This is a genomic window from Variovorax sp. OAS795 (genome assembly GCF_040546685.1).
Lineage (GTDB): Bacteria > Pseudomonadota > Gammaproteobacteria > Burkholderiales > Burkholderiaceae_C > Variovorax.
Genome location: NZ_JBEPOH010000001.1, coordinates 3900718 through 3924775 on the forward strand (window position 1 = coordinate 3900718; position 24058 = coordinate 3924775).

Sequence of the window (24058 nt, forward strand, 5' to 3'; positions counted from 1 at the left end):
GCCCTGGAGACTGTCATCGCGGCACCAATTGCAGGGCATCGAATCGCGTTGAAACATTCTGAACATTGCCTTCGGCTTGCCGCCCCGCCAATGGCTCGAAACATGCAAGCCTACGAACGTCCAGCACGGTCACGACGCCGTAGTCGCTGCGCAGGATGCCGAGTTCCTGGAGTTTGTGCAGTGCACGGTTCACGCGCTGCCTGCTGACGCCGGCGAGGTGCCCCAGTTCCTCCTGACTGACCTTGACGCAGCGGTCGCTCTCGGCATAGAGGATGGGGTTGAAGAACGCCGCCAGGGTGCGGGCGACACGCGTGCATGGGTCCAGAAGCCGGTCCTGTTCGAGCGTGGTCATGATGTGCGCCACGCGCTCATTGAGCAGCTTCACCAGAACGTGGGCGAAGGGCAGGCTGTGCTCGAACAGCCAGCTAAAGGTGTTCCGTGGCAAGCAGCCAACGACCGTGTCCCGCAACGCCACGACGTCATAGCGTCGGGGTTCCGTCTTCAGCACCGAGCCTTCGCCGAACCAGCCGCCGGCGCGCAGGCCCTGGTATGAGGTCGTGCGGCCCTCGCTCGTCACGTTGCTGATCTTGACCAGCCCGTCGGCAACACCATGCCAGTGGTCGACGGGCTCTCCGTTGCGGCACACGAATCCTCCCGCCGGCACGAGTTGCTGACGAATGTCTGCGCGCACCCGTGCCAGTTCGGCCGCAGTGAGGCAATGCGTCCAGAGGGATTGCTGAAGGAGTCGGTTCAGATGCGCCGACATGCGGGTGCCTCCATTTCTGCAGCCCAGCGGTGCCGGCAAGACGGCCCGCACGTGGCGCGGGCCCAGGGCACGGGTGCTGCGCGCCTTTCGATCAGGCCGTGGCGGCCGCGGCGCGACCGAAATAATGGTCGGCGATCACCGGGTCGTCGGCCAGCGCCTTGGCGTCGCCCTGATGCACCACGCTGCCTTGCTCCAGCACCGCCGCGCGATGCGCGGTGTCCAGGGCAAGGCGGGCGTTCTGCTCGACCAGCAGGATCGTGAGCCCGGCCGCGTTGAGCGCGACCAGGGCCCGGAACACCTCCTTGATGATCACAGGCGCCAGGCCCAGGCTGGGCTCGTCGAGCAGCAGCACGCGGGGGCGTCCCATCAGCGCCCGGCCGATCGCCAGCATCTGCTGCTGGCCGCCCGACAGCGATCCCGAGAGCTGATCGCACCGCTGCAGCAGCACCGGGAACAGCGCGTGCACCTGGTCGAGATCCTTCGCGCTGCTGCCGCGCACGCCGGCCGCCTGCCGGCCTAGTTCCAGGTTCTCCAGCACCGACAGCGGCGCGATCACGCGTCGCCCCTCCGGCACCTGGATGATGCCCGCGCGCGCGCGCCGGTGCGCCGGCATGCGGCCCAGCGCCTGGCCTTCGAACAGGATCTTGCCCTGCGCGGGCACGATGCCCGAGATCGCATTAACCAGGCTGGACTTGCCCGCGCCGTTCGGTCCGATGAGCGAGAAGATTTCGCCCTGCCGCACGTTCAGGCTCACGCTGCGCAGCGCCTGGATGCCGCGGTAGTGCACGTCGAGGTTTCGGATTTCGAGCATGGGAGTCGCTTTGCTGTTGTCAGGTGCCCAGATAGGCCTCGACCACCCGTGGGTTGCGCCCGACGGCATCCGGCCCGCCCTCGGCGATCAGCCGTCCGGAGGCCAGGACGTAGATGTGCGTGCACAGCGCCATCACGAAGCGCATGTTGTGTTCGATCAGCAGCACGGCCACGCCTTCGTCGGCCACGCCGCGGAAGATGTGGGCCAGGCTCTGTGCCTCGGCATCGTTCATGCCGGCCACGGGTTCGTCCAGCAGCAGCAGGCGCGGCCTGGTGGCCAGCGCCCGCATCATCTCGATGCGGCGCTGATGCCCGTACGACAAGGCGCCGGCACGGTGCTGCGCCAGGTCGGCCATGCCGAAGCGCTCGAGCAGCGCCATCACCTGCGCCTTCAGGCGCCGGCTCTCCGCACGCGCGGAAGGCAGGCCCAGCAGATTGGCCATCGCGCCCGAGGTCTCGTGCCGGTGAAAGCCCACCAGCACGTTGTCGAGCACGCTGGCATCGGGCACCAGGCGGATATTCTGGAAGGTGCGCGCCACGCCGCATCGCGCCAGCTGCGGCGCCTCCAGCCGCGACACGTCTTCACCGCCCAGCAGCACTCGCCCATGGGTAAGGTGCAGGATGCCCGTGATCAGGTTCACCACCGTCGTCTTGCCGGCGCCGTTGGGGCCGATCAGCCCCGTGATCTGGCCTGCCGGCGCGCGCAGGCTGACGCCGTCGACCGCGGGCACGCCGCCGAAGTGGCGTGCCACGCCCTCCAGCTCCAACGTGGCGGGCGCGGCGGCAGCCGGTGGCGAAAGGTGCGCTGGCGCGCGAACGACGGGCCGTTCGCGCAGCGCGCTATGCATGAACGCTGACCTTGCTCACCTTGCTCACCTTGCTCACCTTGCTCACCTTGCTTGCCTTGCTTGCCTTGCTTGCCTTGCTTGCCTTGCTTGCCTTGCTCGCCTTGGGCGGAGGCGAGAACTTCGGCAGCGGCCGAAGGAGCGGCAGCAGACGCGCCCGCGCCTCGTCGGGCGTCACATAGTCCTCGACGGGGATCTCGATGATCTCGCGGAAGGACTTGTCCTCGTAGACGTGCTCGCCGGCCATGCGCCCGCGCTCGTCGTAGGGCCAGATCATCGCGAAGCGCTGGCGCAGGATGTAGTAACCGTCGGGCTTCTCTGCCGCGAGGCCGAGCTTGATGAGGTCCGTGCCCCGCTGGTAGGTGTTGAAGAACGATTCCGAGGCGAAGCCCCAGTCGCACACGTTCAGCTTCTCGTCCTCGACCAGGATGACGCAGGTCGAGGTTTTCCTGAGCATCTGGTAGATGCCTTTCACGGCATCCGCACCGTCGGCGACGACGCCCTCGTAGCCGGTGATGTTGAAGCGGTAGACGGGATGTTCGACCGCCGAGTCTTCATCGAAGATGCCTTCCCACTCGCCCGTGACTTCGAGAATGGCGTGGCGCCGGTAGTTCTCGAGGATCTGCCGATGCAGCGGATCGGTGGTCACCTCGAGCAGCCGGTCTGCGGCGCTGATAGTGGTGGCGGGATCTTTCTTCGTCATGGGGAAACTCCTCGTTGGTCCATTGGGATGGGTTGAGAGCGCCGCGCAGCCTTCGGTCGCGTGCCATCGCGATCAGCGTGTCGGCCACGCCGCGCGGCAGGTAGACGATGACCAGCATCAGCAGCAGGCCTTGCACCACGTTGCGGTACTGGGCGAAGACGCGGAACAGCTCGGGCAGCGCCGTCAACACGATCGCGCCCACGATGGCCCCCCACACGGTGGTGCGTCCACCCAGGACCACCATCGCGAGGGTTGCCACCATCAGGGCGAAACCGTAGTCGGTGGGCATGATCGAGTAGCTGCTGCTGGCATGCAGGCCGCCGGCCAGGCCGGCCAGCGCACCGCTGATGATGAAGGCACGCCGCTGGTGCCAGGGCACCGAGATGCCCAGGGAAACCGCCACGGTCTCGTCCTCGCGGATCACGTCCAGCGCGCGGCCGAAACTGTAGCGGCCCAGGCTCACCGTCAGCCCGACGACGAGCGCCCCGATCAGGACCAGGGTGCCGGTGCCGACCGAATGAGGAATGCCGCTGATGCCCAACGCGCCGTTGGTCAGGCTCTGCCAGTTCTGGGTGCCCGACAGCACGATCTGCACGAAGGCCAGCGTGGCGACGGCCTGGAACACGCCGCGCAGCCGCGCGAGCGGCAAGGCCAGCAGGGCACTGGCCAGCGTGCCCAGCGCCACGCCGAAGACGATGGCGAACGCCGGTGGCCAGCCGGCCTTGGTGATGAGAATGGCACTGCCGTAGGCGCCCAGCGCGGTGAAGCCCGCGGTGCCCAGCGAGAACACGCCCGCGCGTAGCACGATGTACTGGCTCATGGCCAGCAGCATGTTGACCAGCATGTGATCGAACAGCGACTGGTAGGTGGCGAGGAAGTTCATGCGCGCTGCACCCGCATCGCTGCAGTGGTCTGGCCGAACAGGCCCGTGGGCCGCAGCACGATGACGATGAAGAGCGACAGGAATACGATCGCCTCCGCAACGCCCGAGCCGATGTAAGCGACGCTGAGCGTCTGCACGATGCCGATCAGCATGCCGGCGATCAGCGCCCCTGGAATGCTGCCCAATCCGCCGATGATGATGATCACGAAGGCGCGCAGCAACAGCGGCTCGCCCATGGTGAAGTGCACCGAGTTGAAGACCAAACCGATCAGCACGCCTGCCATGCCCGCCAGTGCGCCGGAGATGAAGAACACCTGCATGTTCACTGGCCCCGGGTTGATGCCCAAGAGGCGAGAGGTCTGTTCGGAATAGGCCACCGCGCGGATACGCTGGCCGGAGCCGGTGCGGTACAGATACCAGACCAGCGAGAACACCATGACCACCACCAGCCCGATGATCACCAGCTGAAGCAACTGGATCCGCAAACCCAGCACGGTGAAGATGACCACCGGAAAGGCATCGAACGGAAAGCGCAGGATCGCGGTGTTCGACACCTTCTGCGCGATGGCCAGCAGCACCAGATCGGCGCCGATGGACGAGACGATGGCCGAGAACTCGGGTGAATTGCGTCTGCGCAGCGGCCGGAAGGCCACGAAGTCCAGAACCACCGAGATCAGGCCACCCGCCAGCATACCGGCCAGCAGCGCCACGTAGATCGGCGCGTCCAATGCGATCACCGCATACAAGCCCGCAAAAGCGCCCCACATGAACACGGACCCATGGGCCATGTTCATGATGTGGTTGATCCCGAACAGCAACGTGAAGCCCAGCGCGAAGAGGCCATACACGCTGCCGACCACGATCCCGTTGATCACTTGTTGCATCAGCATGTCCTGCAGGATATGGGTTGCCCGCCGCCCGGTATGTCCCCTCCGACCGGTACGCACTTTCCCGGGGGTGCCAGGCAGGGCCCGTCCCGTCGCAGGGGGACATACCCGATTGCGCGCCGCGCATAGGCTGACGCTCATCCAGTCCGCTGCCGTGGTTCGCCGATCTCGGGCGCGCCTGCGACACGTCGACGAGCCATCGGAGTCCATTTGAAATTTCCCTGCCTACCTGTCCACGACGAGCTGGAAATCCGTTCGCTCTTCGCACGCTATGGCCACTGGGCGGACGCCGGCGACGCCCGCTTCGTCGAACTGTTCACGCCGGATGCGACCTGGACGCGCGGCAACTCGCCGCCGGCGTCGTTGGGCGGATCCGGGCTGCCGCCTGAAACCATCCGCGGACGCGAGCGGCTCGGTGCACTGATGGTCGAAGTGATGCAGAAGAAGTTTTGCCAGCGGATGCACCACCAGTTCACCGATTTCTATGTCGAGCCCGGCGAGGATGCGGATGACGCACTCGGCCATGCCCGTGCACTCATCACCGACTGGCGCCACGGCCCCGGAAGGATCGCCATGTTCGGCACGTACGCGCTGCGATTCAGGCGCACCGCCGATGGCTGGCGAATCTGTGACGCCACGGTTCGCGTGCTTCCGGACTGACACCCCCATTCAAGGATCAAGACCATGCCAACCGAAACCCTTCATACCGGCGCTCCCGACGCACCCGTGCTGAATGAGGATCCGTTCTCGGACGAGAACATCGCCGACCCGTACCCGTTGTTCACGCGCATGCGCGAGCTGGGCCCCGCCGTGTGGATCCAGCCGCACGGCTACTACGCCGTCGGCCGCCACGAAGAGGCGGGCATTGTCGCCAACGACTACGAACGTCTTCTCCGTCGCCGGCGGGGTGGGCATGAGCGACATCCGCAAGCCGGGCGCGTGGCGCGCGCGCAGTCCGATCAGCGAAGTGGACCCGCCCGAACACGGCGGCGTGCGCGCTGCGCTGCAGCGCATCCTGTCGCCCCTGGTGGTCAAGAGCTGGCGCGAGCGCTTCGCCGCGCGCGCCGAACAGGTGGCCGACGACGCGCTCGCACGCGGCGAGATCGACGGCGTGGCCGACATCACCGAATCCTTCGTGCTCAGCGTGTTCCCCGAAGTGCTGGGGGTGTCGGTGCCGCCCGAGCGCATCAAGCAGACCGGCGAGCTCAACTTCAACCAGCTCGGGCCTAACAACGCCCGCCTGGCCGCGGCCATGGAGCGCACCTCACCCATCATGGACTGGTATGCCCAGGTGCTGCAGCGCGAGCACATGCTGCCCGGCGGCTTCGGCGAGAAGATCTACCTGGCCGAGGACGCCGGAGAACTGGCCGCGGGCACGGCGCCGCTGCACGTGCGCAGCTTCTTTCGGGCCGGCGTAGACACCACCATGGCGGGCATCGGCTCCACGCTGATGTACCTCTCGCGCCATCCGGATCAGCTCGATGCAGTGAAGGCCGATCCCGGCAAGATCAAGAGCGCCTTCGAAGAAGCCCTGAGGTTGGAGGCCCCGGCGCAGGTGATGTTCCGGGTGACCACGCGCGATGTGGAACTGGGCGGCGTGCGGCTGCGCGCCGACACCAAGGTCGGCTACCACATGGGCGCGGCCAATCGCGATCCGCGCCAATGGGACGACCCGGACCGCTTCGACATCCGTCGCCAGACCATCGGAGTGCACCGCTCGTTCGGCGTCGGAGCGCACGTGTGCATCGGCCAGATGATTGCGCGGGCCGAAGCCGAGACCATTCTGGGTGCGCTGCTGCGCCGTGTGAAAGCCATCGAACCCGCAGGCACGCCGCGCTGGCGCCCGGTCAACACGCTGCGCACCTTGGACACGCTGCCCTTGCGCCTCGTGCCAGCCTGATCTGGATCAGTAAACCGATCCCATAGCAACCCATCCAGGAGACACACCATGCTCATCTCACGCAAAACCGCCGTCGTAGCCTCGGTGCTGCTCGTCGCGGCCAGCGCATCCTTTGCCCAGGGCAAGGAGATTCCGGTCGGCGTGTTCAACGCGCAAACCGGGACCTACGCCTTCGGCGGCGTCCCAATCCAGGCGGCCATGAAGCTCGCGCTGGAAGAAGCCAATGCGGCGGGCCTGCCGGGCGGCAACAGGTTCAAAATCGTGGAAGGCGACACCGCCGGCGAGAAAGGGCAGGTGATCAGCCTGGTCAACCAGTTCGCCAAGCGCGACAACGTGATGCTGATCCTGGGCCCGACTATCAGCGGGGAAGCGCTGGCCGGCGCGCCGGTGGCCAATGAACTCAAGGTGCCGATCATGGCCATCGGCAGTTCGGCCGGCATTCTGGCCACCGGCCCGTGGGCCTTCAAGATCCAGTCCACGCCTACCGATTTTATGGGCCACCTGGGCAAGCTGGCTGTCGAGCAGCTCGGCATCAAGCGTGTCACGCTCATCCACGACCAGAGCAACGACGGCTACGTGCTGCAGACCAACGCGCTGGCCGATTACTTCAAGAAGGCGAACACGCAGATCGTAGCCAATGAGAAGTTCGTCTCGTCCGAATCGAACTTCCTGGCGCTGGCCACCAAGGTGGCCACCACCCCGACCGACGCCATCTTCATCGCGGCACCCGCCGAGGTGTCGGCCAATGTGATCATCCAGATCCGGCAGGCCGGGCTCGATCCCAAAGTCAGGTTCATCGGACCTTCCACGCTCGGGTCGGCCGGCTTCGTCAAGGCGGGCGGCAAGGCGGTGGAGGGCACGTACGTCGTGTCCGACTACTCGCCGGCCAACCCGTCGCCGATGAATCAGGCGTTCGTGAAGGCGTACATTGCCAAGTACAAGATCGCCCCGGACAACTGGGCCGGCATGGGTTACGGACTGGCCCAGGTCGCGATTCAGGCGGTGCGTAACGCCGGTCCAGCGCCCGACCGCACGAAGATCCGCGACGAATTGGCCAAGCTCAACAACGTGCCTATGGTGCTAGGCAATGGCACTTGGAGTGTGGATGCCGGGCGCAACCCCAGCTATGGCGGCGTGCTGCTGCAGGTCAAGAACGGCAGCTTCGTTTCGGCGACACCGTGAGCGGCTCGCTGGGCGCCCGGCGGGGTGCCCAGTGGACAGCGGCTGAAAGCGCCATGGCCAAGCGCATCGGCCACGGCTCAAACCCTCAACTTGTCAAGCCGTCAAACCCCCGTCGACATTGTAGACGCCGCCGGTCACGAAGCTGGCCTGCGGCCCCAGCAACCAGAACACCAGATGAGCCACCTCGTCGGCCGTGGCCGCCCTGCCCAAGGGCTGGTTGGCAAAGTGCAGCTTGAGCGCGCGCTCGGCTTCCTCGGCGCTGCGGCCCTCGATCTGGAAGGTGCTACGCAGCAGCGGCGTGTCTATGGGGCCCGGGCAGACGCAGTTGATGCGAATGCCGTGCGGTGCAAGCTCGAGCGCGGCCTGTTGCGTCATGCGGATCACCGCCGCCTTGGACGCGCCGTAGACGGCCAGCCCGGCCTCTGGCCGGCTGCTGCGCTGGCCCGACACGGACGCGGTGTTGACCATGGTGCCCTGCCCCGCCGCCCGCATGACGCGGCCCACGGCCTGAAGGCCGAGCAGCACGCCGCGCACGTTGACTGCAAAGATGCGGTCGAAGGTGTCGATGTCGAAATCGAGCAGTTGCGATTGCGGCCCGACGATGGCCGCGTTGTTGTGAAATAGGTCGATGCGGCCGAAGCGGGCCAGCGTCTCGTCGACGTAGCGCTGCACGTCGGCAGCGTTGGCCACGTCGGCGCACACCGTCAGCACGCGCGCCCTGTCCAGGCCACTCGCCGCGTCCTCGAGCGCCGCAGCATCCCGGTCGACTAGGGCGACCCTCGCGCCAGCGCCAAGCAGTTGGTGCACCATTGCCAGGCCCACGCCGCTGCCCGCCCCGGTGACAACTGCGACCTTGCCGTCAAAGATGGCCTCGCTCATCGCAGTGCCACGTGCAGCGCTCTGGGCGCCCGAAAGATGAAGGAGTGCATGTGAGAAGCGGCGTCGGGTTCGATCAGGCGCATGCGTGGAAAGCGTACGCTGCCGCCAGTGGCAACGGCGTCTGTGTCCGGACAGCTTGCGGGGTAGTGCCGGAGGCGAGAAAAAGGGCATCCATTCATGGCATTCAGCGCATCAGCATGCCGCCGTTGACATCGATGGTCGAACCGGTCACGAAGGCCGCGCCCGGCGACACCAGGTAACTCACCGCCGCGGCGATTTCTTCGGGCAGGCCGATTCGGCCGAGCGGCACGCCGGCGGTGCCCAGGTATTTCTGGTCGCCGTGGCCCGGCGGTACGGTCAGTTGCAGCATGGGCGTGTCGACCGGGCCCGGTGAGATCGTATTGACCGTGATGCCCAGGGAGGCCGCCTCACGCGCCGCCACTTTCGACAAGGCAAGCACCGCCCCCTTGGAGGCACTGTACGCAGCGCCGCTTTGCATGCCACCCATCTGTCCCGCGAGCGAGGCGACGGTGACGATGCGCCCGTGTTCCATCAGCTGGCCGGCGGCACGGCGCAGCATCTCGCGAATGCACAGGAAACTGCCCCGCGCGTTGATCTGCATCACCCGGTCCCACTCCTCCAGGGTGATCTCCGTGGTGGCCAGTCGCCCGGGGTTTCTCGCCGTACTCAGGATGCCCGCGAAACACGCCAGAACGCTCACTTCGCCCAGGCGCGCAACAACCGCTTCGAAGCTTGCTTTCACGCTGGCTTCATCCGCAACGTCGCAGCGCAGTCCGATGTGGCCGCTGCCCGGCAGTTGTTGCGCCGCGGCTTGCGCCTTGTCGGTGTCCAGGTCTGCCAAAGCGATAGTCAGCCCGTCCGCCGCCAGCCGGTGGCCCGCCGCCAAGCCAAGGCCGCTTGCGCCGCCGGTGATCAATGCAACACGAGGAAGGCTGTGAGATGAGATTTTCATGATTCAGGATGGGGTTCAAGCCGGCACGCCATCAGGGCGCCACTGGCTGCAGAGCAAGAGTGCTTTATCGGCGTGGCGCTTCCAAGCCTGTCCCGCATGGGAGCGCAATCGCTCATGCCCGGCCTACTGTTTGCGGACCGAACAGCGTCTGCACACGCTCCCTTCGGACGGCGAGAACTGCCGGTTCGCAACACGCCCGAGAGCCGGTCTCAGCTTGTCTTTGTTCGTGGTGACGTTGCCAGCGCGATGGCAATCGAACACCAATGCCGCTTCCTGCGCGGCCACCGGCAACTTTCTGCTCCTGGTTTTTCATTCAAGTCTCCGAGATGACGTTCTGTCGCTATTTTCGGGAACCCGGATGCTTGGGTGCCCCCGCGGGGAACGAAATGCCACGGCCCATTCACGGCTGATTGCAAGTACCAAGGCACGGAGCTCAGCGCGGCCCGCCTGGATGCTCATGACTCCGGATGGGCGTCTACCCAGCACGCCACCATAGCGTCGCTGACGTAAGCGCTGGTGGTTTGGCCGCCATCCACGGTCAGCACCTGCCCGGTCACGAAGCCGGCGTCGTCGCTGCACAGAAATGCCGCTGGACCCGCAACCTCCTCTGGCTGGCCTGGGCGGCCCATCGGCATGGTGCCGACGATGCTGGCGTGGAAACGTGCGGTGCCAAGGCGCGTAGCGGTCTGGGGCGTGGCGATGATGCCCGGCGCGATGGCGTTGACACGGATCCCGCGATCAGCGTAATCAGCGGCCAGGTTGCGCGTCAAGCCAATGACGCCGGCCTTGGCCATCGAGTACACCGCCTGCCTACGGTAGCCGACGAGGCCCAGCGACGACGCAATGTTGAGCACCACGCCGCGTGACTTCAGCAGCTCGGGGAAAGCCTCCCGCGTGATGCGGAAGTTGCTGCGCAGGTTGATGTCGATCCACTTGTCGTAATCTGCATCGCTGGTTTCGTGGAATGCGGGGCAGTTGCCCAGGCCAGCGTTATTGACCAAGACGCGGATGCTGCCGAAGGCATCGACACAGCGCTGGACGATCCGAGCCGGCGTATCGATTGCATTGACGTCGGCCAGCTCGGTCTGGAAGACGTCTGACACCGGCAGACCGGCCAACGCCTCAGGGTCGATGTCCACCGCCAGCACGCGCGCGCCCTCGTCGGCCAGACGAAGCGCGATCGCTTTGCCGATGCCGGAGCCCGCGCCCGTCACGATGGCAGGTCGGCCTGCGAATCTTCCCAGGCCGCCACTCACGCCACGACCCACACGTCATAGACTGGACCATCGGATTCGCGGGTGCCGGTGCCGACCGCGACCTTGTCGTTGAGCCACAGCAGCCGCGGCGCTGCGGTCTCGAACTGCACCACCACGCGGAAGTAGTCCTCACCCGGCTCGATGGACTCCCGGTTGACGATCTTGCGCATGACCTCGAGTGTCGGGCCGTTGCGGCGCCCGTTGTAGGTCATATAGACCAGTTCGCCCTGATCGGTCTGCAGCACCAGGCGCACATCCAGATGCAGCCCGCCGTCGGGCCGCTCCAGCACCACGTCGGCACCGCCGGGCAGCACCTTGCCACTCAGCGTCTCGCCCGTGAAATAACCACCGCTGACGGTCATCACGCGGCGTGTGAAACCGTGCGGCACGGCACCCACGAACTGGGGCGGTGCGGTGACTTCGGCCTTAATCCTGAAAAGCGGCTCAAGCGCGACTGCCGTCATGGCGCGCTCAGTCATAACGCTTGCGCAGATTTCCGATCATCTCGGTCAATGCCTCGGGCACGTCACGGCCCTCGGCCTTGGCCTGCTCCTTGCAAGCCACCCACCGCTTCAAGTCTTCATAGCCCTTCTCGGTGTGCCGGTTCCATTCCGTGTCCAGCGGCGTGGTGATCTCCAGGCGAATGCCCGCTGGGTCGTGGAAGTAGATGGACAGGATCATCCCCTTGTGATCTGTCGGGCCGACCACCGGCACGCCCTGCGATGTGAGCCACTCATACCACTTGAGCACTTCGTCGCTGTCCTTGGCCTGCAGTGCTACGTGGTTGAAGATGTTGTAGGCCGGATGCGTGGCCTTGGCCGGTGGCGGCACACCGGGCGCCTCGAAGAAAGCCAGCGTCGAGCCATCACCCATGCGGAAGAAGATGTGGAAGTACGGGATCTTGTCGCCGGTGGACGGGACGTGATCGTCCACCACCGTGCTGGCGATTTCCATGCCCATCAGACGGGTGTAGAAATCGGCCGAGGCCTGCGCGTCGGGCGTCACCCACGCAGCATGATTCAGCATCATGGGCGTAAGACCGGGATTGGGAGTGCCGTTTACGCGGGAAACGGACGCGAGCGGTCCGGGTACGGTGGCTTGCATTGAATGGATCTCCAGGAAGGATGGATAAGCGTGGGGCCGCAGCCCTATAGCTGCGGATCGGCGATCCGCACGCAGATGCCGTCGATGGCGGCATTCATCACGATCTGGCAGCACAGTCGGCTGGCCGCTTCGCGCGGCGCTGCGGTGTAGTCGAGCATCTGGTCCTCGTTCTCGCTGCGCGCGCCCAACTTTTCATCCCAAGGCGCTTGAACGATCACGTGGCAGGTGGCACAGCTCATGACGCCACCGCAATCGCCGACAATGCCCTCAATGCCGTGAGCAGTGGCCACTGTCATGAGGTTGGCGCCGTCGGCTGCTTCGACCTCGCTGGTCTGGCCGTCTGGGTGGATGTAGGTGACCCTGAACATACGCTGTACTGGTGTGGTGGCGATGCCCTGACTGTGAACGCGCTCGCACCTTAGGTCAGTCCCCGTGCAGGGGACGTTCGGCTCGCCGTGTGAACCGGCAAAGCCTTTCCTGATCAAGCCCATGACCCCCTGCGGCATGAGGAACAACGAAGCTAGCACGGCCGCTGCAAAGATAGCCGCTGGTGCCGATTTGGAGATGGAATCGGCCAGTTTCGGGGCACGAACTGGATGAACGCCGCGCCAACGAGCGCGCCCCAGATCGTTCCGAGTCCGCCCGCCAGCACCCCAACCAGCAGGAGCACCGAGACAAACGTGCCGAAACTGTCCGTGGGCACGACGCCCATTGCCACGGCGCTGGGCGAGCCGGCCACATCTGTATACACGGCACTCATACCGAATGTCATGGCTTTCACGTTGGGCCACGTTCAATCCCATCGCTGAAGCGGCGACGGGCTGCTCGCTGACAACGGCGACGCTCTGGCGGCGGTATTCCGCCTGTTCGAGACAGGATCCCTTCGACTGACGAATGTGATCTATCGAACAGCCGTGTGTTGCATCGTCCGGTTGAATTCGCAGGCGAGAGCGGACGTTCAAGGGCGACACGACGGCCTGGCGACGATTGCGCCGTCAATGCCGTTTCGCTTCAAACTTTCTTGGACAAAGCCGGACGCTTTCATGTCTTCCACGAAATCACGCAGCAGAGATGCTGCCAAAGTTCCGCGCGCCTTCGGCAGACCCATGGCCTGCTGTATGACCATGAATCGACCAGGAAGTAGCCGCAACCCGCCCAACCTCAGTGCATCCGATTCCAGTTGCTGCCTCACGCCGGCGGCCACGTCTAGGCTCATTTCGATGAAGGTGTCGACGACGGCCGGTGATGTCGAACCACGTACGACGGCGGCGTTCTGAAGTATGCGCGTCAAGTACAGGTCGTACGCGCTGCCCTGCCCGACGCCGACTCGAATACCTGCGCGATCGACTTCGGCGTTGTCTTGAATGGGCGAATCCTCCCGCACCAAGTAGCACCCTTCGATCAGCACGTAAGGACCGGTGAACTCGACGCCTTTCGCTCGGTCCGGATCGACAGCAAAGAAGCCGATGTCAGCCTGCTCGTTCGCCACCGCCTCAACGGCCTTGGCGGCACCATCAAGTACGACAAGTTGAAGATCGATTCCAAGTTGGTTAGCGAGCGCACGGGCGAGGTCCACCGAAACTCCCGTGGGGGCTTGGTCTCCCACCTGTTGCGCCAGGACAGGGTTGCCAAGATTGATCGTGGCACGCAAGGTTCCGGTGGGGGCCAGCGTCTGGACGTCATGCTGCGAGAAGTCCATGTTCACTGGTGCCAGTCGTCGGGCAAGAAGACTTGACCGTCCATGAGTCGCCTGGCACTTCGGCTCATGATTGCCTTGTTTACAGTCCAAGCGCCGTTTGCCTCGGACGCGTCCGCACCAACGGTCAGCGTTCCAGAGGGATGACCAAACCGGATTGCCTCGTAGCGTCCCGCACCAAGGACGCGAGCTACCAGGGTTCCTGGAATGGCGGCAGCCACCGCAATAGCGACGGCTCCCGTGCCGGTCATGGCATGGTGCAGCTTGCCCATAGAAAAAATCCGCGCGGAGAGATTCATGTCCTCCGTGCGAAGTTGCTTGCCGCTCGAGGCCGTGTATGCAACTGGCGGAGAGACAAACGCGAGTTTTGGCGTATGCGGACGCTTTTCGGTGGCCTCTGCGGCCGTCCTTGCCAGACTCATGGCAACGGTCGCGTTCGCCCGGATCGCTTCACACCGGGCAAGCAGAGCGCGGTCGGCGTTGACTTCGGGTTGCAGTTCTGCACCCGTCAGGCCAAGCCTTGCGGCGTCGACAAAGATCGTCGGATTCCCGGCGTTGATGAGGGTCGCCTCCACCACTCCAACACCTGGAACGTCAAGCGTGTCGATAGTTCTTCCGGTCGGGAACATCGCACCACCTTCGCCGTCCTCGCCCGCCCCCGGTTCCAAGAACTCCAGCTTGATCTCGGCCGCTGGAAATGTCACGCCGTCGAGTTCGAAGCCCCCGGTCTCGAGAACTTCGCCGTCGCGCATTGGCACCTGAGCAACGATCTTCTTTCGGATGTTCGCTTGCCAGATGCGCACAGTGCCAACGCCGTCTCTAGGCGCTTGCACGAGGCCCCGCTCGATCGCGAAGGGACCGACGGCCGATGTGAGATTGCCGCAATTGCCACTCCAGTCAACAACGGGCGATTCGACAGATACCGCGCCGAACAGATAGTCGACATCGCAGTCGTCACGGGTGCTTGGGCTAACGATTACAACCTTGCTGGTGCTGGACGTGGCACCTCCCATGCCATCGATCTGTTTCCCATAGGGGTCTGGACTGCCCGTGACTCGGAGCATCAATGCATCGCGCGCGGGACCGGGCTTCCGGGCCTTCTCAGGAAGGTCGGCCAGACTGAAGAACACACCCTTGCTTGTGCCGCCTCGCATGTAGGTGGCTTGAATTCGAAGTTGAGGCATCCTCACGCTTTCAGCTTGGTATCGACAATGAGCTTCTGGTAGCGAGCGACTTCATCAGCCCAAAATCTTCCAAATTGCGCCGAGGTGCCCGGACGGACTTCTGCGTCGAGCTCTTCCAGCTTCTTGATGACATCCGGTTGCTTCAGCACGGTTTGCAGAGCGGCCTCCATCCGGCTGACGATTGCGGGTGGTAGCTTTGCCGGACCGGCGATCCCGTACCACGTCATTAACTCGTAGCCTTTGAGCGTTTCGCCAATCGTCGGCACGTTGGGCAACTGAGGCAGACGCTTGGGCGACGTGACCGCGATGGCCCGCAGCTTTCCCGATCGAATGTGCTGCATGGCGGACCCAGTGGAACTGAAGGTCATATCGACCTCGCCGCCCAACAAGGCGATCATGGCCTCACCGGTTCCCTTGAACGGAACGTGGAGCATGTCGACCTGGGCCTGACTCTTGAACGCCTCCCCGCCGATATGAGGTGCGCTGCCGATACCTGCAGACATGAAGGTCAGTTTCCCGGGTTCCGCCTTTGCCTTAGCGATAAGCTCCTGCACGGAGTTGACGCCTGTCTTCGGATTGACGGCCAGAACGTGCGGGGTGATGCCGATCATGCCGATGGGCGTGAAATCCTTGATGGGATCGAAGCGACCCTTTGCTACCAACAGAGGACCGATGGCGTTGGCGCTGACGTGGGCAAGCATGAAGGTGTAGCCGTCCGGCGCTGACTTGGCGACGTAGTCCGCACAGATCGTTCCCGTAGCGCCGTTCTTGTTTTCGACGACGATGGGCTTGCCGAGTTGCTCTTCCAGCTTTCGCCCAATAAGACGAGCCATGGCATCCGCCCCCGCGCCGGCGGGAAATGGGACCATGAGGCGGACAGGCTTGGATGGCCAGTCTTCGGCAGCCGCGGACAGCCCGGGCAGCAGTGCACCTATGGTGGTGACGCCCGCCGCAGCCAGAAAGGTGCGACGCTTGATGTTTGATTCCATGAGAACTCCTGAGTTGATTGGGTTTGACAGCAATCCGCGCGGGATGAGATGCCCGGCATCGCGCCTTCTTGAGGACTGCGACATGCGTTATTCCGGGCGGATGTCTTTTTCCTTGATGACCTTGCTCCACCGCACCGTCTCTGCCGTAATGAAGGAGCCGAATTCCTCCGGCGTGCCGCCTCCGATCACGTTGCCTTGCGAGGTGATGCGCTCGGCCAGATCAGGCTCTTTCAAAGCTCGATTGATGGCCGCATTGAGCTTCGCAACCACCGCGGGTGGAGTTCCCTTCGGCGCGACGATGCCGAACCAGTTGGAAACTTCCATTCCTTTGACACCCAGTTCAGCGAAGGTGGGAACTTCGGGCAACTGAGGCAGCCGCCTTTCGTTGGCGATTGCGAGCGCTCTCGCCTTGGGCGGGGAGGCTTTCAGATAAGGGAGCGACGCCGGAATCATGTCGAACATGAAGTTGACGTTTCCAGCGATGAGGTCAGTAGTTGCAGGGCCGCCACCGCGATACGGGATGTGGACCATTTGAAGCCCCGCAGCGTCCTCGAGCAACTCGCCGGCCAAATGAAAAGCGCCGCCCGCGCCAGCGGACGCATAGTTCAATTTTCCTGGGTTCGCCTTGCCCCACTTCACCAAGTCACCGTAGGTCTTGAAGTCCGACTTGTCGTTGCTGACCATCAGCACCAACGGACCCTTCTCGATCAGCGCCACTGGCACCAGATCGGTCGCGGGGTCGTAGTTCAGCTTGGGGAAGAGCGCCTTGTTCACCGACAGCGGCGCGAAGTTGCCGACGCCGATGACATGCCCGTCAGGGTTCGCACGAGCGATGTACTCCGTGCCGATGTTTCCGGCAGCGCCCGGCTTGTTCTCGACGATCACCGGCTTGGCCAGGTAGGTGGCCAGCTTCGCGGCCACTTGGCGGGCTCTGGTGTCGGAGCTGCCTCCTGCTGCGTAGGGGACGACCATCGAGATAGCCTTGGACGGGTAATCCGGAGCGGGATCCTGCGCCATCGAATGGCCGGTCGACAGCGTCAGCGTGAGACCGATGGCGGCACAAATCAGGTTGCGACGGGGGTTCATAGTCATTCCTTTTGAAAGTGTTGGGTCGGATCAGTCGGGGGTCACGTTTGCCTTGAGAGCCACCGCGCTCCAGCGCGCGGATTCAGCTTGAATGAACTTGCCGAATGCGTCGGACGAGCCGCCGACCGGCGCCGCTCCCAGTTGCGCCAGCCGCTGCTGTGTCGCTGGCTCCTTGAGGATCTGTTCGACCTCGCCGTTGAGGTAGTGGACGATTGGCGCGGGCGTCGCCGCCGGCGCGAGCAGGCCGTACCACGCAGGGGCATCGAATTCGGCATACCCGGCCTCTGCGAATGTGGGGACGTCCGGAAGATCGGTGACGCGTTTCGTTCCTGTGACCGCCAGGGCGCGCACCTTGCCGCCCTTGATGTGCTGCAAGGCCGACGGCGCCGTGTCGAACATCGACTGCACTTGGCCACCGATCAGGTCGGTCATGGCCAGCGCGCTGCCGCGGTATGGAACATGCACCATCTGCGCACCCGTCAGCGAGCTAAACAGCTCCCCGGACAAATGGACCGAGGTACCTTTGCCGCCCGACCCGTAGTTGAGCGTGCCTGGATGGCTCTTCGCGTAGGAGACGAATTCCTTGACGCTCTTCACGGGCAACGAACTCGTGACGATCAGCACCGTGGGCGAGTCCGCGATGTGCGCAATCGGCACGAAATCCTTCTGCACGTTGTAGCGCAGCGTCTTGTAAACGGAGGGATTGATCGCCAGCGTGACTTGCCCGAACAGGAGCGTCTGGCCGTCTGGTGCGGCCCGGCTGACGAACTCGTTGCCGATGTTCGTGCCGGCGCCGGGCTTGTTGTCGATGATGAAGGTGGCCTTCGTGCGCTCTGAGAGTCGGCTCACGATGTATCGTGCAATGTTGTCGCTTCCCCCGCCGGGAGCGAAGGGCACCACCACGGTGACGGGCCGCGAGGGATAGCCTCCCGGACCCGCTGCGAGTGCGATCGAAGGACCCGCAAGCGCAAGCGCGAGGGCCGCGAGTTGGACGTAGCGCATGGATGTCTCCTTGTTCTGGGCAAAGCTCCGCCAGCGGTACCACCTGATGGGCGTACCGATTCCGGCGCGGAGGGGTGCTAGGGATTACTTCCGGATCAGTTCAGCGACGACCGCGCGGCTGAAGGCCTTGGTGCCCATCTTTCCGCCGATGTCCGCGGTACGCGTCTCGGGATCGGCCAGCACCTTTTCGACGGCCGCATGCACGGCGAGTCCGGCGTCGGCGAATGCTTTCAGGTTGTGATGCTCGCCAAGCCATTCGAGCAGCATGGCGACCGACAGGATCATGGACGTCGGATTCGCCTTGTCCTGGTTCTCGATGTCGGGCGCCGACCCGTGCTGGGCCTGGGCGCAGCACAGCGTATCGCCCGCCATGATCGAGCCCGCCAGACCGAGACTTCCCGACAGTTCGCTGGCCAGATCGGAGAGGATGTCTCCGTAGAAGTTCTCGGCTACCAGCACGTCGAAGCGCTCGGGGGTGCGCACGAGATAGGCGGTGGATGCGTCGACCAGCAAGTCGTCGAAGGCGACCTCTGGGAACTCTTTCGCGACGTTGCGACAGCACTCGAGGAACAGGCCGTCGGTCATGTGGAAGCTGTTGGCCTTGTGGATGGCCGTGACCTTTTTGCGGCGCTTCATCGCCAACTCGAAAGCGCGGCGGGCGATGCGATCGCAGCAGTGGCGGGTGACCTTGCGGACCGACAGCGCCATATCCGGTGACGGCATCATTTCGCCCCAGCCGCGCGCCATGTTGCGATCCGGGTAGAAGCCCTCGGTGGCCTCGCGCATGATGACCAGGTCCATGGTCTTGCCCGCCTTCATGTTCGAAGGAAGGGCTTCACGAGTCCGCGCTGGACGCACGTTGGCGTAGAGGTCCAGCTGGACGCGGAACGAACCGGAGATGTTGCGACCGCCTTTTTCCGGGGCTGGATAGTCCGCATGCGACTGCGTGCCGAGAACGATACCGTCGTACTTGCGCGCCTTCTCCAGCGTCTCTTCGCGCAGGGTGGTGCCGTGCTTCCTCAGGCTGACGAATCCGACATCGTCATAGTCGAATGAGAGGTTCAGGTCGAAGCGCTGGCTCACCGCTTCGAGGACTTCAATGGAGGATGCGACGATCTCGGGACCGATGCCGTCGCCGGGCAAAACGAGGAGCTTCATGGGGGGTGCCTACGGGAGAGGTGAGGTTGGGTTACTGCTTGTGTTCGGCGGAAACTGGGTTGGTGACGCCAGTTGCCTCCAGAGTGCGCGTGGCATCGACGTTCGCGTAGATCCAAAGGATCTTCATGGGCTGCGTCTTGGACAGATTGCGGAAGCGGTGCGTCACGTTCGGCGGGATGTAGGTGACGTCGTGCGGCTTGAGCTGGTACTCCAAGCCATCGATGTCCAGCATCGCATCGCCTTCCATCAGGACCACGCTCTCCTCGCAGTTGTGGCTGTGAAAGGGAATCTCGACGCCTCCGTCGAAGCTGGTGTAGCCCGTGATGAAACTGTGCGTTCCGATGGCCTTGGTGACCAATGGCGTGGTCCGGGCCCCGCCACCGCGCTCGTGCGTCGTCAGGGTTTCCGGCTTGAGAAGCACAGCATCGGAGGGGGTCTTGATGGTCATGGTGAATTCCTTGAGGTACAGAGATGCTGGGGTGAGATCAGCGCGTCGGGCCGATCCAGACGGTTTTGATATTGGTGAACTCACGGATGCCGAACTCGCCCAGTTCACGGCCATAGCCCGACTGCTTGATGCCACCGAACGGGAGCCGCGCATCGGAGGCGACCAATCCGTTGATAAACACGGCGCCGGCCTCGATCCGACGGGCCAATGATTTGGCGCGCTCCAGGTCGCGCGTCCACAGCGCCGCGCCCAGGCCAAACTCGGTCGCATTGGCGAGACGGACTGCCTCGTCGGCGTCCTTGACGCGGATGACTGCAGCGGCCGGGCCGAAGGTTTCCTCCTTCGCCGCCGCCATATCGGGCGTAACGTGGTCCATCACCGTCGGCGGGTAGAAGTAGCCCGGGCCCTCCACCGGGGCGCCGCCAAGTAGCAGCTTCGCGCCTGCCGCGATCGTGCGCTGGACCTGGCTGTGCAATTCGTCCCGGAGATTTCCTCGGGCCATCGGGCCGACAGAGGTGTCGCGCTGCATGGGGTCACCGATCTTCAATTCGGACGCGTGCGCACACAGTGCCTCGACGAAACGATCGGCGACCGATTCCTCCACCAGGAAGCGCTTCGCGCAGATGCAGCTTTGGCCGGTGTTCGTGAATCGCGCCTTCGTCGCCACCTTGGCCGCTTCTTCGATGTCGGCATCGGCCAGCACGATGAAGGGGTCGGAGCCGCCGAGTTCGAGCACCTGCTTCTTCATGACGGCGCCGGCCTGCGCCGCAACGATCTTGCCGACCGCCGTGGAACCCGTCAGCGTGACGGCCGCGACACGACGGTCGGCGATCAGCCCGGCCACTTCGGAGGCTTCGACCAGGAGCGTCGTGACCAAGCCCTCGGGCGCGCCGGCCTTTACGAACGCGTCCTGCAAGGCTAGCGCGCATTGGGGCACGTTGTTGGCGTGCTTGAGGAGCGCGCCGTTGCCCGCTGCCAGTGCTGGTGCGGCGAAGCGCACGAACTGCCAGAACGGGTAGTTCCACGGCATGACGGCCAGCACGATGCCGAGCGGATCGAACACCACGGAGCTCTCAGTCGCATTGCTCTCGACGGTCATGTCGGACAGAAATCGGGGCGCGTTCTCCGCATAAAACTCGCAGGTGACGGCGCATTTTTCGATCTCGCCTTCGGCTTCGACGATTGGCTTTCCCATCTCCATGGTGATGAGGCGGGCGTACGCTGCCTTGTTCTCGCGCAACACGCCAGCGACTCGGTGAAGCAGCGGCAACCTGGCGCTCAAAGGGGTTTGCGCCCATTGCCGCTGCGCGTTTGCGGCGCCCTCCAATAGTTGCTCGACCTGCTCGGCAGTGTGGGCGTCGAAGCGAGCCTCGATGACTTCCGTGACGGGATTGGTTGTGTTGATCATGAGTGGTCTTGGATCAGGAAGGGTGAGAGGCTAGGCAGCAGTGGTGGGATGCGGATCGAAGCCAAAGACGGCAGCCGGATTGGTGACGAGGATGCGATGGCGAAGTTCGGGAGTTGGCGCCCAGTCGGCCAGCAGATTCAGCGTGGCACCTGCATCGACTTGGCGGAATGGCTCGATCTCCTGCGACGATGTCGCCCGGACACCGGAGCCGCCGGTGTGCGGCCAGTCCGAACCCCACAGCATCCGCTCCGGAGCAGCGGAAACGAGGGCGGCCGCCAACCGTTCAACGCCCGACTGCCTCGCATCGTCGGAGATCCGGTAAGGCGCCGAGAGCTTGATATACGTCCTGCCCAGATTCAGGAGCGTTCGGATCGCTGCCCAGTCCGAACCTCGAGGGTCCCAGTCCTGCGCGGGCAAGCCGGCGAAGTGGTCGAGCACAAGCGTGCATTCGATGCGGGACAGTTCGGGCAGGAGTTCGGCGGTCAGGTCACTCTGGCAATGGAGCTGCAAGCTCCAACCCAGTGGCTCTATCACACGATGCGCCTTTGCGAGTTGCTCGCGAACGTCGCCCCGGCGGGCCTGCTTCTGTGTCGCGAAGTTCAGCCGGACGCCGCGCACGCCGCCTGGCGTGCAATGCATGCAGCATGGTCGCATCGGTGCGCTCGAAGTCGAGCACAGCAATGCCACGGGCCTGAGCTGGGGTGAACTGAGCGAGGGCATCCAGCATGGCCGCGTTGTCGGAGCCATAGCAACTGGGCTGCACCAGGACCACCCTGTGCATGCGCATCTTTTGCTGGAAGCCGATCAGGTCTGCTGCGGTGGCGGCTGGCGGTGTATAGGACCGCGCCGAGTCGAAGTGGAAGCGCGCGGGATCGAATACATGCACATGGCAGTCGGTGCTTCCCGGGGGCAGATCAAATCGCGAGGGAGTGGTGACGGACAACATGATTGGCTTCGAGCGTTGATGGTATTTTAAGAGCTCATAAGACCATGTCAAGACGGCCGACTTTGAACCTCCTAAGGGATTAACCCAAGGCAGCGCACGACGGCGCGGGGTTTTATGAGTTGTCAAAGCACCTTCCTAGCACTACTAGCATGGCGGCTCCGTGCTACGATTCGGACCAAGGCCCCACTTCTGAAACAAGCGCATGACGCGTCAACTCGCAACCCAGCTCGCGGCGGATATTCAGCAGTACATCGCCGCCAACCAGTTGCCCACGGGCACACGCCTGCCCGAGCGGGGGCTGGCAGAACATTTCCGCGTCTCTAGATCGCCGGTGCGCGAGGCTTTGAAGCGCCTGGCTGCGCAGTCGGTGATCGAAGCGCACGCCGATGGCGGGTATGCCGTGGCAGACGTCCGAGAGGGGAGCCCGAGCCCCTCGGCGCTTGCGCCGGATGCGGCGAATGACAGCAGCGAGTCGACCTATCTGCGCATCGCTGAAGATCGCTTGAACGGCCTATTGCCGGATCGGGTGACTGAGAACGAATTGATTCGGCGTTACGGGCCTACACGCAACCAGCTCACAGGCATCCTGCGGCGCATGGTCCATGAGGGTTGGGTCGAAAGACTGCCAGGCCATGGCTGGGCGTTTCTGCCGACGCTGTCTTCTTCAAGCGCGTACGTGCAGAGTTATCGCTTCCGTTTGCTGCTCGAGCCTTCAGCACTTCTCGAAAGCTCGTACCGCCTCGACGAAGCCGCTCTGAAGGTCTGCCGGGCTGAGCAACAGGCCCTCGTCGATGGGGCGGTGTATACGGCATCGCCCGCTCAGCTCTTTGATGCAAACACCCATTTGCACGAGACCATCGCGAGCTTTTCAGGAAACCTCTTCATCCTCGATTCGCTTCGGCGTTTGAACCGCGTGCGAAGGCTGATGGAATACCGCAAGGCCGTCGACAGAAACCAAGCAGCCCGCCGTTGCCAGGAACACTTGACGCTGATCGACATGCTGCTGGCAGATCGTCGTGAGGCAGCTGCGGACTTCATGCGCCTGCACCTTCGAGATGCAGCAAGAGAGAAAGCTGCGGCTGCAGAAGCCGAGCGAGCGCACAACTAGCTTCGATGGCGCGCGGCCGGAGACGCCCAGCTGTTGAGTTCCGCTGATCTCTGACCCTAGATTGGACTGAACCCCATCGACTGGACCACTGGGGAAAGATGAACTGATACGCTGGCTGGGCCTTCATAGAAGGAGAAGGTCCATGTCTTCAAGAGGTCCGTATCGCAGGCACTCTGCGCAGTTCAAGCTGCAGCTGTGCCATGACATTCGCTCAGGCACCCTGGGTCGGCGCGACGCCCAGCGGAAGTGCACCCTCTCAGCTCACTCGAAGAGCCTCGGCCGGTTTGCACAAAGCCCGAGGCAGCTCAGAGAAGGCCTCCTACCGTGGTGCCGTGCACCCGCCAATGCTTAGAGTTTTCACTGTGGTTGCCGACACAGTCGAGTACGGCACCGGTCTGCGGGTAGTCCGATAGCCGAATTTTGCCCGACGGCGCGACCAGCAGGCATGGCCGTCAAGTGGCTCCGGTGACAAGGGCTGCGAAGTCGTCGGCGACGCGGACCAAATCGCACGTCTCATGACTCCAAATGAAGATCTCCGGACCAAGCCCTTTCCCAACCGCGAGAAAGACGAGCTGATCACCTTCGCCGTTACCGCCAGAAGCACCGCGGTTGATGGGAAACCACGCCAAGCTCTCGCACGCTGTGTCTCGGGGACGACGCCATTGAGGGTCCGGGCGAGCCGCTTTCTGTCGGAATCGTCCGCGATGGGATACAGATCCCAGTCGTCGCTCTCGGTTGCGACCGCACCTCCGTTGCTTCTCATCATGGCCACGCGGTACGACGTCGGAAAGCTGACGCTCAAGCCTGCTCAGCAGGCCTGTACGTAGCGCTCCCAAATCGAACGG

Annotated in this window: 26 protein-coding genes; 4 read left to right on the forward strand and 22 right to left on the reverse strand. The window is 64.0% G+C overall.

The features are described from left to right. Positions 1-13 precede the first annotated feature (13 nt). The 5 genes from ABID97_RS18940 to ABID97_RS18960 all read right to left on the reverse strand — a co-directional run bounded on the left by ABID97_RS18940 (position 14) and on the right by ABID97_RS18960 (position 4897). A complete protein-coding gene (locus ABID97_RS18940; RefSeq protein WP_354399976.1) occupies positions 14-766 on the reverse strand; it encodes a Crp/Fnr family transcriptional regulator in 753 nt (250 codons plus the stop codon). A 91-nt stretch (positions 767-857) separates the two neighbouring features. After that, positions 858-1577 (reverse strand): ABC transporter ATP-binding protein, encoded by a 720-nt coding sequence (locus ABID97_RS18945; RefSeq protein ID WP_354399977.1) that lies wholly within the window; start codon positions 1575-1577, stop codon positions 858-860. Positions 1578-1596: 19 nt separating this feature from the next. Next, complete coding sequence (locus ABID97_RS18950) at positions 1597-2424, reverse strand: ABC transporter ATP-binding protein (RefSeq protein ID WP_354399978.1); 828 nt, start codon at positions 2422-2424, stop codon at positions 1597-1599. Between the two features lie 551 nt (positions 2425-2975). Continuing rightward, the gene (locus tag ABID97_RS18955) at positions 2976-4007 is read right to left on the reverse strand and encodes a branched-chain amino acid ABC transporter permease (protein ID WP_354399979.1); all 1032 of its coding nucleotides are present in this window, start codon (positions 4005-4007) and stop codon (positions 2976-2978) included. Beyond that, complete coding sequence (locus tag ABID97_RS18960; RefSeq protein ID WP_354399981.1) at positions 4004-4897, reverse strand: branched-chain amino acid ABC transporter permease; 894 nt, start codon at positions 4895-4897, stop codon at positions 4004-4006. Before ABID97_RS18960 ends, ABID97_RS18955 begins: the two co-directional genes overlap by 4 nt. Positions 4898-5104: 207 nt before the next feature. Between ABID97_RS18960 and ABID97_RS18965 the strand changes: the two genes are divergently transcribed. The 3 genes from ABID97_RS18965 (at position 5105) to ABID97_RS18975 (ending at position 7976) form a co-directional block, all read left to right on the forward strand. After that, positions 5105-5554: a nuclear transport factor 2 family protein gene (locus tag ABID97_RS18965; RefSeq protein WP_354399982.1), complete on the forward strand. Its 450-nt coding sequence runs from the start codon at positions 5105-5107 to the stop codon at positions 5552-5554. 253 nt (positions 5555-5807) lie between these two features. Continuing rightward, entirely contained in the window at positions 5808-6794 is a 987-nt protein-coding gene (locus ABID97_RS18970) for a cytochrome P450 (RefSeq protein WP_354399984.1), read from the forward strand. 48 nt (positions 6795-6842) lie between these two features. Further along, the gene (locus tag ABID97_RS18975; RefSeq protein WP_354399986.1) at positions 6843-7976 is read left to right on the forward strand and encodes an ABC transporter substrate-binding protein; all 1134 of its coding nucleotides are present in this window, start codon (positions 6843-6845) and stop codon (positions 7974-7976) included. Between the two features lie 93 nt (positions 7977-8069). Here the strand turns inward: ABID97_RS18975 and ABID97_RS18980 are convergent, their stop codons facing one another. The 17 genes from ABID97_RS18980 to ABID97_RS19060 form a co-directional block, all read right to left on the reverse strand. Next, positions 8070-8855, reverse strand: a complete 786-nt coding sequence (locus ABID97_RS18980; protein ID WP_354399987.1) for an SDR family NAD(P)-dependent oxidoreductase — start codon at positions 8853-8855, stop codon at positions 8070-8072. 184 nt (positions 8856-9039) lie between these two features. Continuing rightward, the gene (locus ABID97_RS18985) at positions 9040-9828 is read right to left on the reverse strand and encodes an SDR family NAD(P)-dependent oxidoreductase (protein ID WP_354399989.1); all 789 of its coding nucleotides are present in this window, start codon (positions 9826-9828) and stop codon (positions 9040-9042) included. A 455-nt stretch (positions 9829-10283) separates the two neighbouring features. Then, the gene (locus ABID97_RS18990) at positions 10284-11042 is read right to left on the reverse strand and encodes an SDR family NAD(P)-dependent oxidoreductase (protein WP_354399990.1); all 759 of its coding nucleotides are present in this window, start codon (positions 11040-11042) and stop codon (positions 10284-10286) included. Between the two features lie 38 nt (positions 11043-11080). Next, positions 11081-11548: a DUF3237 domain-containing protein gene (locus ABID97_RS18995; protein WP_354399991.1), complete on the reverse strand. Its 468-nt coding sequence runs from the start codon at positions 11546-11548 to the stop codon at positions 11081-11083. A gap of 7 nt (positions 11549-11555) precedes the next feature. Continuing rightward, the gene (locus tag ABID97_RS19000; RefSeq protein WP_354399992.1) at positions 11556-12188 is read right to left on the reverse strand and encodes a VOC family protein; all 633 of its coding nucleotides are present in this window, start codon (positions 12186-12188) and stop codon (positions 11556-11558) included. 44 nt (positions 12189-12232) lie between these two features. Beyond that, positions 12233-12556, reverse strand: coding sequence for a 2Fe-2S iron-sulfur cluster-binding protein (locus tag ABID97_RS19005; protein WP_354399993.1), 324 nt, complete (start codon positions 12554-12556; stop codon positions 12233-12235). Between the two features lie 152 nt (positions 12557-12708). Continuing rightward, complete coding sequence (locus ABID97_RS19010) at positions 12709-12960, reverse strand: hypothetical protein (protein WP_354399994.1); 252 nt, start codon at positions 12958-12960, stop codon at positions 12709-12711. A gap of 186 nt (positions 12961-13146) precedes the next feature. After that, positions 13147-13887 (reverse strand): transporter substrate-binding domain-containing protein, encoded by a 741-nt coding sequence (locus ABID97_RS19015; protein WP_354401810.1) that lies wholly within the window; start codon positions 13885-13887, stop codon positions 13147-13149. A gap of 2 nt (positions 13888-13889) precedes the next feature. Further along, positions 13890-15068 (reverse strand): 2-methylaconitate cis-trans isomerase PrpF, encoded by a 1179-nt coding sequence (gene prpF / locus ABID97_RS19020; RefSeq protein ID WP_354399996.1) that lies wholly within the window; start codon positions 15066-15068, stop codon positions 13890-13892. Positions 15069-15070: 2 nt separating this feature from the next. After that, positions 15071-16057 (reverse strand): Bug family tripartite tricarboxylate transporter substrate binding protein, encoded by a 987-nt coding sequence (locus ABID97_RS19025; protein ID WP_354399997.1) that lies wholly within the window; start codon positions 16055-16057, stop codon positions 15071-15073. 87 nt (positions 16058-16144) lie between these two features. Continuing rightward, on the reverse strand, positions 16145-17143 hold the full coding sequence (locus tag ABID97_RS19030) for a Bug family tripartite tricarboxylate transporter substrate binding protein (protein ID WP_354399998.1): 999 nt from the start codon (positions 17141-17143) through the stop codon (positions 16145-16147). Between the two features lie 30 nt (positions 17144-17173). Beyond that, positions 17174-18145, reverse strand: a complete 972-nt coding sequence (locus ABID97_RS19035) for a Bug family tripartite tricarboxylate transporter substrate binding protein (RefSeq protein ID WP_354399999.1) — start codon at positions 18143-18145, stop codon at positions 17174-17176. 84 nt (positions 18146-18229) lie between these two features. Next, positions 18230-19303 (reverse strand): isocitrate/isopropylmalate dehydrogenase family protein, encoded by a 1074-nt coding sequence (locus ABID97_RS19040; RefSeq protein WP_354400001.1) that lies wholly within the window; start codon positions 19301-19303, stop codon positions 18230-18232. A gap of 31 nt (positions 19304-19334) precedes the next feature. Beyond that, positions 19335-19751, reverse strand: coding sequence for a cupin domain-containing protein (locus ABID97_RS19045; protein WP_354400002.1), 417 nt, complete (start codon positions 19749-19751; stop codon positions 19335-19337). A 37-nt stretch (positions 19752-19788) separates the two neighbouring features. Then, positions 19789-21159, reverse strand: a complete 1371-nt coding sequence (locus ABID97_RS19050; RefSeq protein WP_354400003.1) for an NAD-dependent succinate-semialdehyde dehydrogenase — start codon at positions 21157-21159, stop codon at positions 19789-19791. A 30-nt stretch (positions 21160-21189) separates the two neighbouring features. Further along, entirely contained in the window at positions 21190-21762 is a 573-nt protein-coding gene (locus ABID97_RS19055) for an amidohydrolase family protein (protein ID WP_354401812.1), read from the reverse strand. Beyond that, positions 21647-22105: an amidohydrolase family protein gene (locus tag ABID97_RS19060; RefSeq protein WP_354400004.1), complete on the reverse strand. Its 459-nt coding sequence runs from the start codon at positions 22103-22105 to the stop codon at positions 21647-21649. The genes ABID97_RS19055 and ABID97_RS19060 overlap by 116 nt, the downstream gene beginning before the upstream one ends. 202 nt (positions 22106-22307) lie before the next feature. On the opposite strand from ABID97_RS19060, the gene ABID97_RS19065 reads away from it, so the two are divergent. Then, positions 22308-23213, forward strand: coding sequence for a GntR family transcriptional regulator (locus ABID97_RS19065; protein WP_354400005.1), 906 nt, complete (start codon positions 22308-22310; stop codon positions 23211-23213). Positions 23214-24058 lie beyond the last annotated feature (845 nt).

Bases quoted from the DNA above. Each gene is read 5' to 3' on its own strand.
- ABID97_RS18960 (WP_354399981.1), bottom strand. From the start codon at position 4,897: ATGCTGATGCAACAAGTGATCAACGGGATCGTGGTCGGCAGCGTGTAT.
- ABID97_RS19030 (WP_354399998.1), bottom strand. From the start codon at position 17,143: ATGAACCCCCGTCGCAACCTGATTTGTGCCGCCATCGGTCTCACGCTG.
- ABID97_RS19010 (WP_354399994.1), bottom strand. From the start codon at position 12,960: ATGACATTCGGTATGAGTGCCGTGTATACAGATGTGGCCGGCTCGCCC.
- ABID97_RS18950 (WP_354399978.1), bottom strand. From the start codon at position 2,424: ATGCATAGCGCGCTGCGCGAACGGCCCGTCGTTCGCGCGCCAGCGCAC.
- ABID97_RS18985 (WP_354399989.1), bottom strand. From the start codon at position 9,828: ATGAAAATCTCATCTCACAGCCTTCCTCGTGTTGCATTGATCACCGGC.
- ABID97_RS19015 (WP_354401810.1), bottom strand. From the start codon at position 13,887: ATGGACTTCTCGCAGCATGACGTCCAGACGCTGGCCCCCACCGGAACC.
- ABID97_RS19045 (WP_354400002.1), bottom strand. From the start codon at position 19,751: ATGACCATCAAGACCCCCTCCGATGCTGTGCTTCTCAAGCCGGAAACC.
- ABID97_RS18975 (WP_354399986.1), top strand. From the start codon at position 6,843: ATGCTCATCTCACGCAAAACCGCCGTCGTAGCCTCGGTGCTGCTCGTC.
- ABID97_RS19065 (WP_354400005.1), top strand. From the start codon at position 22,308: ATGACGCGTCAACTCGCAACCCAGCTCGCGGCGGATATTCAGCAGTAC.
- ABID97_RS18940 (WP_354399976.1), bottom strand. From the start codon at position 766: ATGTCGGCGCATCTGAACCGACTCCTTCAGCAATCCCTCTGGACGCAT.
- ABID97_RS18970 (WP_354399984.1), top strand. From the start codon at position 5,808: ATGAGCGACATCCGCAAGCCGGGCGCGTGGCGCGCGCGCAGTCCGATC.
- ABID97_RS19025 (WP_354399997.1), bottom strand. From the start codon at position 16,057: ATGGAATCAAACATCAAGCGTCGCACCTTTCTGGCTGCGGCGGGCGTC.
- ABID97_RS18995 (WP_354399991.1), bottom strand. From the start codon at position 11,548: ATGACGGCAGTCGCGCTTGAGCCGCTTTTCAGGATTAAGGCCGAAGTC.
- ABID97_RS19060 (WP_354400004.1), bottom strand. From the start codon at position 22,105: ATGTTGTCCGTCACCACTCCCTCGCGATTTGATCTGCCCCCGGGAAGC.
- prpF (WP_354399996.1), bottom strand. From the start codon at position 15,068: ATGCCTCAACTTCGAATTCAAGCCACCTACATGCGAGGCGGCACAAGC.
- ABID97_RS19005 (WP_354399993.1), bottom strand. From the start codon at position 12,556: ATGTTCAGGGTCACCTACATCCACCCAGACGGCCAGACCAGCGAGGTC.
- ABID97_RS18955 (WP_354399979.1), bottom strand. From the start codon at position 4,007: ATGAACTTCCTCGCCACCTACCAGTCGCTGTTCGATCACATGCTGGTC.
- ABID97_RS19000 (WP_354399992.1), bottom strand. From the start codon at position 12,188: ATGCAAGCCACCGTACCCGGACCGCTCGCGTCCGTTTCCCGCGTAAAC.
- ABID97_RS19035 (WP_354399999.1), bottom strand. From the start codon at position 18,145: ATGCGCTACGTCCAACTCGCGGCCCTCGCGCTTGCGCTTGCGGGTCCT.
- ABID97_RS18945 (WP_354399977.1), bottom strand. From the start codon at position 1,577: ATGCTCGAAATCCGAAACCTCGACGTGCACTACCGCGGCATCCAGGCG.
- ABID97_RS19050 (WP_354400003.1), bottom strand. From the start codon at position 21,159: ATGATCAACACAACCAATCCCGTCACGGAAGTCATCGAGGCTCGCTTC.
- ABID97_RS18980 (WP_354399987.1), bottom strand. From the start codon at position 8,855: ATGAGCGAGGCCATCTTTGACGGCAAGGTCGCAGTTGTCACCGGGGCG.
- ABID97_RS19040 (WP_354400001.1), bottom strand. From the start codon at position 19,303: ATGAAGCTCCTCGTTTTGCCCGGCGACGGCATCGGTCCCGAGATCGTC.